Below are 7,260 nucleotides of genomic sequence, written 5' to 3'. Positions count from 1 at the left end.
CCGCGCGGCGTGGTGGCGGGCAGGGCTTGCCAGGCACGGACCGGGCCGGCGGCGCCGGGAAGATCGATCCACTGGGACATGGGTGGGACTCCTTTGCGGGGCTGCCAATTAACGCATGCCCTTGTTCAGCATGGTGCCGGATGTGCCGGCTGACGACCGGTATAATCGCCGCCTTTCCGGCCCTGCGGCCCTTCGGCTCCGGCCCCCAGAATTCTGTGAACATGTCCCAGCTGAACCCCAAAGTCGGCTTCGTCAGCCTTGGCTGCCCGAAAGCCCTCGTCGATTCCGAGCGCATCCTCACCCAGCTGCGGGTGGAGGGCTACGACATCGTCCCGTCCTATGACGCGGCCGACGTGGTGGTGGTCAATACCTGCGGCTTCATCGACTCGGCCGTGGCCGAATCGCTCGATGCCATTGGCGAGGCGATGAACGAGAACGGCAAGGTCATCGTCACCGGCTGCCTGGGCAAGAAGGGCGACATGATCCGCGAGCATTACCCGGACGTGCTGTCGGTCTCCGGTCCGCAGGACTACACCACGGTGATGGAGGCGGTGCATGCCGCGCTGCCGCCCAAGCACAACCCGTTCGTGGATCTGGTCCCGGACTACGGCATCAAGCTGACCCCGCGGCATTACGCCTATCTCAAGATTTCCGAAGGCTGCAACCACCGTTGCAGCTTCTGCATCATTCCCTCGATGCGCGGCGATCTGGTGTCGCGTCCGGTTGACGAGGTGCTGCGCGAGGCCGAGCGTCTGGTCAAGGGGGGCGTACGCGAGCTGCTGGTGGTGTCGCAGGACACCTCGGCCTACGGCGTGGACCGCAAATACGCGCCGGGCACCTGGCGCGGCAGGGAATACGCCACGCGGATGAAGGCGCTGTGCGAAGGTTTGAGCGAGCTGGATGCCTGGACCCGCCTGCACTACGTCTACCCGTACCCGCACGTGGACGACGTGGTGCCGCTGATGGCCGAAGGCAAGATCCTGCCGTACCTGGACATCCCGTTCCAGCACGCCAGCCCGCGCATCCTCAAGCTGATGAAGCGTCCGGGCGCGGTCGACAAGACCCTGGAGCGGGTGCTGCGCTGGCGGCAGATCTGCCCGGACATCACCGTGCGCTCGACCTTCATCGTCGGCTTCCCGGGCGAGACCGATGCCGAGTTCGAGCAATTGCTGGATTTCCTCGATACCGCCCAGCTCGACCGCGTCGGCGCGTTTGCCTACTCGCCGGTGGAAGGCGCCACCGCCAACGACCTCCCGGACCCGGTGCCGGAGGACGTGAAGCAGGAACGTCTGGCCCGTTTCATGGAGAAGCAGGCCGCCATTTCCGCCGCCAAACTCGAAGCCAAGATCGGCAGCGTGCAGCAGTGCCTGATCGACGGTATCGAAGACGGTATCGCGGTGGCCCGCTCCAAGGCCGATGCCCCGGAAATCGATGGCCTGGTGCATATCCAGAACGCCGATGAAGCCAAGCTGCACGTAGGCCAGTTCGTCAATGTCCAGATCACCGACAGCGACGAGCATGACCTGTTCGGTGACGCAGTCATCGAGCACGCCAAGCCGGCGTTCGACCTCAAGGTGCTGTGACCGGATCGGTCACGGCTCCAAGCGCTGGCAACGGCCGGCGCCGCTTCATCGCCCCGCCCCGCGGGGAGGTGGCGCCAGCGTGTTTCACGCATCCGCTTTTCGCCGACTTTGGCGCCTGTCGCGACTGGATGACGGCCCCGGCGTGGCCCGCCATCGCCGCGCTCAACGCGCGCATGCCACCGTCGGGCAAACGGTTCGTGGAGCAGGACGGTGCATTGTTGGCCGATGGCCTGCATTACGAGACCCGTATCGCGCAGGGATACATCGCCACGCGTCCGCAGAACTGGCATGACCTGTTCAATGCGATGGTCTGGGTGCGTCATCCGGCCATCAAGCATGCTCTCAACCTGCAGCAGTGCCGGCACATCGCGCAGATGGGGCCGGGTGAGCGCAATCGTGCGCAGCAGGCGCTGACCCAGTTCGACGAGACCGGGGTCATCGTGCGGGTACGCGACAGCCGTCTACTCGATGCCTGGGACAAGCACGAGTGGCCCCGGCTGTTCCATACCCATGCCGCGCAGTGGCGCAATGGCGATATCGCGGTTGCTGCGGTCATCGGTCATGCGCTGATGGAGCAGATGCTGGTGCCGCGACGGTTGCTGGTTGGCAAGTGCGTGGTGGTGCAGGGGGGAGAGGATCTTGCCTGCGTTGCGCGTGTCGCCGCGGCCATTGCCGATGGCGCTGTTCTTGCCACGCCCGCCGAACTGCGGCCCTTGCCCTTGGCCGGCATTCCCTGCTGGCACCCCCGGCAGGATCCGGATTTCTATGCGCAGGCCGACTACTTCCGGCCGCTGCGCGACGGACGCGCCTATCCTCCGGCACTGCGCTGAGGTCGCAACGTCGCTGCGCAGGCCCGGTTGACGCGCTGGTGCTGCCAGCGGCGCGTGAACGTGTAGCAGTGCGCGCGGGCGCAACCGCTCCGCGCGCTTGTCAGAACGCGATGTCGCGGCTCTCGCCAGCGAAGGCCAAGGTCAGTCCGCCCGGACCGATGTTCATCATCGGTGATGCTCATCGGCAGCAGATGCAGGCTGACATTCTCCTGCGCGCAGGCGGCGCGCAGCTGTTCCAGCGCGGGCGAACCGTGCAGATCCTGCAGGGGGCCGGCGTAGGAGATGATCACGTGCGGCGCGTACAGGCCGCGTTGCACCTGGCGGGCGGCAACCGCGAACAGGCGGGCCCATGCGTCAGCGCGTCCACGGCACTTGGCGACCGGGCGGGTATCGCCCTGGCGGCCCAGCACGATGGGTTTGATATCCAGCGCGCCGTCCAGCAGCACGCTGGCCAGGCTGATGCTGCGATCGCCGCGCACCCGCGAGCGGGCGCGTGCGTAGCCCAGGTTGTCGGGCACGTAGTAGGTGTGGGTGGCGTCGATGATGCGCTGCAGTTCGCCGCGTATGTCCTTGGCCGGCACCTGCGCGCGCAGCAGGTCCTGCAGCACCATGGCGGGAATGCCGGAGCCGGCAAACATGTTGCGGGTGTCGATGACCCGGAACTGGAACGGACGGGCGATACCTTTTTCCTGGCGGGCCTGACGGATGGCGCTCGTGGCCAGCAGGCTGCCGTGGCTGGCAGCCTCGTGGATCGGGCTGCGGCTGGCGGTGATGGTCAGGCAATAGACCGAGTCGTAGTCCAGCGCGAAGTGTTCCAGGAAGAAACGGCTCATCTGTGCCGCATCGAGCGGCAGGGATTGTCCGGTGGCGCCTTCGCCGTTGGCGTTCTCGCGCATGTAGCGGGCGGTGGCGCTGGCGTCATGCTGGTCGATGTAGGTGGTGCTGCCGATCCGGATCGGAATCGGAATCACCGCCACATCCGCGCTGGCGAGAAAAGCCGGCGCCACATCGCAGGAGGCATCGATCACGATGCCGGTGCGCGCCGGGCGGCGCGGGTTGCTACTGAGGTCACCGCTGGCTGCGGTTTTTTCCGGGTCGAGCACCTGCATCTGGCGTCCTTTCGCGATGGGTAACCGCGAAGAAAAAACATGCGGCAGGGGCGCGGGTCAAATACACGATGACCGGATGCGGCAGGAGGCTCACATCCCCTTGATTCCATGGTGCACGCGTGGTGTCTGCATGCGCCGGCGTATGTGCGGATTGCGCGAATTTTCGGCGCGGTCAGTCCGGCGCATAGTGGATGGACAGCACGGCGAAGGTGTGCGGTCCGGCGGGCAGCTCCACGGTGAATTCGTCATCGACGCGCTTCTTCAGCAGCGCGCGCGCCAGCGGCGAATCGATGCTGATCCAGCCGGCGGGCGCGTCGGTTTCGTCCGGACCGACGATGCGATAGATCACCGTTTCGCCCGAGTCCACGTTCTCCAGTTCGACTGTCGCACCGAAGAACACCGCGTCCGGATCACTGGGCCGGGTATCGACCACACGCAGGGCTTCCAGCCGTTTGCTGAGGTAGCGCACGCGGCGGTCGATCTCGCCCAGCTGCTTCTTGCGGTAGGTGTATTCGGCGTTCTCCGAACGGTCACCTTCTGCGGCGGCGGCAGCCAGTGCCTTTACCACTTCCGGCCGGCGCTGCCGCCACAGCTCATCGAGCTCGGCCTTCAGCCGCGCATGGCCCGGCGCGGTGATCAGTGCGGTACTTTTTTCAGCGGGAGGGCGCCAGCGGCTCATGGAGTCAGCGCTTTCCGCCGAAGATGCCCCCGAGGATGCCGCGCACGATCTGGTTGCCCAGCTTGGTGCCGACGGTGCGGGTGGTCTGCTTGGCCATGGTTTCGAGCATGCCTTGGCGGCGCCTGGTGCCGAAGATCGCATCCTTGATCGCCTGGCCAAAGCCGCTGTCCTGTTCGTCGTCCTGCTCGCGGGTGCGGGCCTTGGGGGCGTCGGCCTGTTCCACCACCTTCTGCGCACGCTGGGCCAGCCGTTCGGCGGCCGATTCGCGATTGATGGCGGTGTCGTAGCGGGTGCCGACCGGGCTGCCTGCGCGTACCTGCGCACGCTCCGTCTCGGTGATCGCGCCCATGCGGCAGCGCGGCGGCGCGATCAGGGTTTTCTGTACCGGCGAGGGAATGCCCTTGTCCTGCAGCGTGGAGACCAGGCTTCGCCGGTGCCCAGCTGCGAGAGCGTGGCGGTGACATCCAGTTTGGGGTTGGGCACGAAGGTCTCGGCGGCGGTCCTGACCGCCTTCTGGTCGCGCGGCGTGAACGCGCGCAGTGCATGCTGCACGCGATTGCCGAGCTGGCCGAGGATGTTGGCTGGCACGTCATCGGGAAACTGCGAGCAGAAGTACACGCCCACGCCCTTGGAGCGGATCAGCCGCACCACCTGCTCGATGCGCTGCACCAGCGCCGGCGGGGCATCGTCGAACAGCAGGTGGGCCTCGTCGAAGATGAACACCAGTTTGGGCTTTTCCAGGTCGCCCACTTCCGGCAGTGTTTCGAACAGCTCCGACAGCAACCACAGCAGGAAGGTCGAATACAGGCGCGGCTTGAGGATCAGCTGGGCGGCGGCGAGGATGCCGATCACGCCGCGGCCGTCGTGGTTGACGCGCATGATCTCGGCCAGCTCCAGTGCCGGCTCGCCGAAGAAGGCTTCGCCGCCGTCCTGCGACAGGCGCAGCAGCGCACGCTGGATCGCCGCCACCGACTGCGCGCTGACCAGTCCGTACCCGGTGGAGATGTCCTTGCGCTCCTCGGCGACCAGGTTCAGCAGCGCGCGCAGATCATCCAGATCCAGCAGCAGCAGGCCGCGGTCGTCGGCCAGCTTGAACACGATATCGAGCACACCGGCCTGGGTGTCGTTGAGCTCCAGGATGCGCGCCAGCAGGGTCGGGCCCATCTCGCTGACGGTGGTGCGTACCGGATGGCCGAGTCTGCCGTACAGGTCCCAGAACACGGTGGGACTGGCGGCCGGCGCGTAGTCTTCCACACCGATGTCGGCCGCGCGCTGGGCCAGCTTGTCACTGATCTCGCCGGCGACCGCCAGACCGGCCACATCGCCCTTCACGTCGGCCAGGAACACCGGCACGCCGATCCGCGAGAAGCCCTCGGCCAGCGTCATCAACGTCACCGTCTTGCCGGTGCCGGTAGCGCCGGCCACCAGGCCGTGGCGGTTGCCAAAACGCGGGAGCAGGGTGACGGCGATGTCGTCGGTGACGCCTTTGCCGAGCAGGATCGGGTCCATGGAGGCACTCATAGATGAACGAAGGGGGATTCTACCGGCCGACTATATCGGCGCCGCAGCCATGTTGCCCCCGGGCAAGCGGGGCGGCTACCCTGCCTGACCCTTCGCGTGCAGTGCTGCTGATGTCCGTTTCCCTGTCTTCCCTCCGCACCTGGCCGCTGCTGCTGGCGACCAGCCTGTTGATCGCCGCTCCTTCGGCCCACGCGCTGTCGGCCCGTGACCAGGCCAAGGTGAGCGCCCTCCACGAGCGCATGACCGCCGCGGAAAAGCGCTATACCGATGCGCTGGTGCTGATGGACAACGCCGATCCCAAGGGCAGCAGCGAGGGCGATGCGGCGCTGGAGGACATGGAAGATGTGATCGCCGACTGCATCGCTCAGAAGGGCTGCCAGGTCGGTGGTCTGCTTGCCACCTACAAGCGCCTGCTCAAGCAGCGCGCGGACAGCGCCGGGGAGAGCGACGGTGACGAGGCCATCGGTCCGCTGGAAGCCGATCCGGACCATGTCGCGCCACTGGTCGCCGATGTGCCGGAGGCGGCGCGCGCGGCGGCCCTGTTGAACGACCACCGCCACGCATTCGATGACATGGTCGAGTACAACCCGGCGGTGCAGGCCGGCATCCGGCGCTGGCTCACCGACATGCGTCCGGCGTTGCTGACCAGCTATGAGAACTACATGAACCTGCGTGCGGTGATGTGGCCGGAGTGGGAGAAAAGCGCGCTGCCGGAAGCGTTGCTGTTCGGCATCATGGCCAAGGAATCCAACGGCCGTGTGCATGCCTCCTCGCGCGCCGGCGCGGCCGGGCTGATGCAGTTCATGCCCGCCACCGGCCGCCGTTTCGGCCTGGGCCCGGACGGCACCGGTTTCGATACCCGGTTTGATGCCCGCAGCGCGGCCGAAGCCAGCGCCGCCTACATGAATGAGCGCATGCGGGTGCTCAACAAGAACATCGAGTACGCGCTGGCCGCCTACAACGGGGGCGAGGGGCGCGCGGCCCGTATCTACCGCGAAGCCGGCGGGCAGAGCTTCTGGACCGATTCGGCCTATTCCCAGTTCCCGGGCGAAACCAAGGACTATGTGCCGATGGTGATCGCCGCGGCGTGGATCTTCCTGCACCCGCAGCAATATGGCGTGGAGTTTCCCAAGGTCAACGCGCAGCCGGCGACGCTGCGCCTGGCCAAATCGACCACCATCTACGAGCTGACCATCTGCCTGGGCAGCGCCGGTACCCGTGACGGCTACATGCGCGTGTTGCGGAACCTCAACCCGCGCTACGAGGCCGACGGCTGGATTCCGGCCGGCACCACGATCAACGCGACCACCCGTATCGCCGGGCTGTACAACCGCTACTGCGTCAGCGGCCCACGCGCGGATCTGGCCCGTACCCTGATCACCGCCGATCTGAATGCCGCGATCAAGCGCCCGTCGGCGGCGACATTCACCGGCAGTGTCGCGGTAGGGGATGTGCAGTCCATGCAGGCCGCACAGGTGGCGGGCCCTGCGGCCGTGCCTGCACCACGTCCGGTGGCTCCGGCGCGGCGCGCCGCGCGA

The 7,260-nt window shown here is 66.8% G+C and carries 5 protein-coding genes and 1 pseudogene; 3 read left to right on the top strand and 3 right to left on the bottom strand.

Features of this window, described 5'->3' with window-relative positions; genetic code table 11:
* Positions 1–221 precede the first annotated feature (221 nt).
* Both rimO and JCM9942_RS08425 read left to right on the top strand, forming a co-directional pair.
* On the top strand, positions 222–1,583 hold the full coding sequence (rimO, locus tag JCM9942_RS08430) for a 30S ribosomal protein S12 methylthiotransferase RimO (protein WP_054659002.1): 1,362 nt from the start codon (positions 222–224) through the stop codon (positions 1,581–1,583).
* Complete coding sequence (locus JCM9942_RS08425) at positions 1,580–2,413, top strand: DUF3025 domain-containing protein (RefSeq protein ID WP_054659000.1); 834 nt, start codon at positions 1,580–1,582, stop codon at positions 2,411–2,413. The genes rimO and JCM9942_RS08425 overlap by 4 nt, the downstream gene beginning before the upstream one ends.
* Here the strand turns inward: JCM9942_RS08425 and JCM9942_RS08420 are convergent.
* The 3 genes and pseudogenes from JCM9942_RS08420 to JCM9942_RS08410 form a co-directional block, all read right to left on the bottom strand.
* Positions 2,392–3,522, bottom strand: a complete 1,131-nt coding sequence (locus tag JCM9942_RS08420) for a DegV family protein (protein WP_054658999.1) — start codon at positions 3,520–3,522, stop codon at positions 2,392–2,394. The two genes, JCM9942_RS08425 and JCM9942_RS08420, sit on opposite strands and share 22 nt — an antisense overlap.
* Before the next feature lie 172 nt (positions 3,523–3,694).
* Entirely contained in the window at positions 3,695–4,201 is a 507-nt protein-coding gene (gene greB, locus JCM9942_RS08415) for a transcription elongation factor GreB (RefSeq protein WP_054658998.1), read from the bottom strand.
* A gap of 4 nt (positions 4,202–4,205) precedes the next feature.
* Positions 4,206–5,710, bottom strand: a pseudogene (locus tag JCM9942_RS08410) (helicase HerA-like domain-containing protein).
* A gap of 122 nt (positions 5,711–5,832) precedes the next feature.
* Here JCM9942_RS08410 and JCM9942_RS08405 point away from each other — a divergent pair.
* Positions 5,833–7,260 (top strand): lytic transglycosylase domain-containing protein (locus tag JCM9942_RS08405; RefSeq protein WP_054659001.1); only part of this gene is annotated, 1,428 nt, incomplete at its 3' end.

Source organism: Stenotrophomonas pictorum JCM 9942, from assembly GCF_001310775.1.
GTDB classification, from domain to species: Bacteria; Pseudomonadota; Gammaproteobacteria; order Xanthomonadales; family Xanthomonadaceae; genus Stenotrophomonas; species Stenotrophomonas pictorum.
This window is presented reverse-complemented; position numbering and strand designations above follow the sequence as displayed.